At 32.7% G+C, this 1,369-nt stretch carries 3 protein-coding genes; all 3 read right to left on the bottom strand.

The window, feature by feature from the left end:
- Positions 1–494 (bottom strand): sigma-70 family RNA polymerase sigma factor (locus PEPTYR26121_RS03495; RefSeq protein ID WP_180499275.1); only part of this gene is annotated, 494 nt, incomplete at its 3' end.
- A 335-nt stretch (positions 495–829) separates the two neighbouring features.
- On the bottom strand, positions 830–994 hold the full coding sequence (locus PEPTYR26121_RS03490; protein ID WP_002834910.1) for a hypothetical protein: 165 nt from the start codon (positions 992–994) through the stop codon (positions 830–832).
- A gap of 72 nt (positions 995–1,066) precedes the next feature.
- A partial coding sequence (locus PEPTYR26121_RS03485; protein WP_180499272.1) for an ImmA/IrrE family metallo-endopeptidase occupies positions 1,067–1,369 on the bottom strand: 303 nt, incomplete at its 5' end.

The following is a 1,369-nucleotide window of genomic DNA, read 5'->3' as shown; positions in this document are numbered from 1 at the left end:
TCTTGAATCTTTGGTAAATGCTTATTTTTGATGTTATTAACTGTTTTTTGGGATATTCCTACTACTTCTGCGACTTCTCTTTCTTTCATTTCGTAGAGAAAAAGTAGTTTTAGAACTTTTTTATCTCTTTCAGAAAATTCACTAATGACTTCTAAGAATGCTTCTTCTAGAAGTTTGTACGTTACTATATCCTCAGTATTTTTAACGCTAGTTACTTCAAAGTCGTATTCCTCTTCAGCAACATCAAGGGATAAGGGAAGACCATATTCTTTTGTTTCGACAAAGCCTGTTTCTAAACTTCCTGCTTGGACATAGTTTCCATTTTTCTCAGCCACTGTTTTAATTCTGTCTTTATCTTGTAGTTCTTCTAAATTCTTGTAGGCTCTTTGGATTCTCTTTTTTTCTCTCCAGATTGGTTTCATATATTCTTTGTAGACTTCTTCACTAACTTCGATTTCTTTGCCATTTATTTCTAAATATCTTTTCTTTGCCATCTTTTGCCTCCTTGCAAAATATCTAGATCCGCAAGAAGGCCATCCGTAAAAACAAAAAAGACGGCAATAGAAAACCATGGTTTGGTTTTCCGACTGCCGTCTAGCGTTCTTGCGGATATCTCTTTTACTTATTTAAAATTTTAATTTCGCCTTTAACTACATAGGCTATGGTTGTACTTTTACCTCGCCTGATAGTTAGCTTTTTCTTGTCTTCGCTAATATCACAGACTCTTTTTCCTTCTTTGTTTCTTATTTCTATAGGATCACCTCCTTAATATAAAAATAGCCAGATGAGTTTCCTTTTGAATACTCATCCGGCTATTTGATAGTTACATTTACTTCTTTGCTCGGTATGGTTTTTTCTTATTTTTGTTTGATATTTCCAGTGTTGAGATTTTCCCACAGTGTGGACATTTTGCTGCTATCTCTATTTTTTCTAAAGGAATTCTTGATACATCAAAAAATCTCTTTTTACAGACTGGACATGCCATTTGTTCCATAATACCTCCTTGTCTTTCCTTGTTAGCTTCTTTGCTAATTTCTTTCTTAAAAAAATATAGCTAAGCTATATTTTAAAAACTAAATTCGTTATATAGTTCTTTTGTTAATTCAAAGTCATTAGGTGCATAGCCTAATACTTTTAATCGAACTAATGCTGCTGTTTTTGATACTTGGAATTGCTCTGATACTTTCATGATGAAATCAAATAGATAAGTCTCATCCTTAATATGCTTATCATAGCCCAGATAGTATAAATACTTTATAATCGCTTTTTTATTCATCAAAAGACAAGAAGCAAATGTATTCGCCTGCCATTCTATTGTATCCATAAATCCCCAGCGTTTATTTTTCTTCTTATTAACATCGCCAGTTCG

Source organism: Aedoeadaptatus nemausensis, from assembly GCF_903819165.1.
Taxonomy (GTDB): Bacteria; Bacillota; Clostridia; order Tissierellales; family Peptoniphilaceae; genus Aedoeadaptatus; species Aedoeadaptatus nemausensis.
This window is presented reverse-complemented; position numbering and strand designations above follow the sequence as displayed.

Excerpts from the sequence above, each read along its gene's own strand:
- PEPTYR26121_RS03490 (WP_002834910.1), bottom strand. The coding sequence starts at position 994 with ATGGAACAAATGGCATGTCCAGTCTGTAAAAAGAGATTTTTTGATGTA.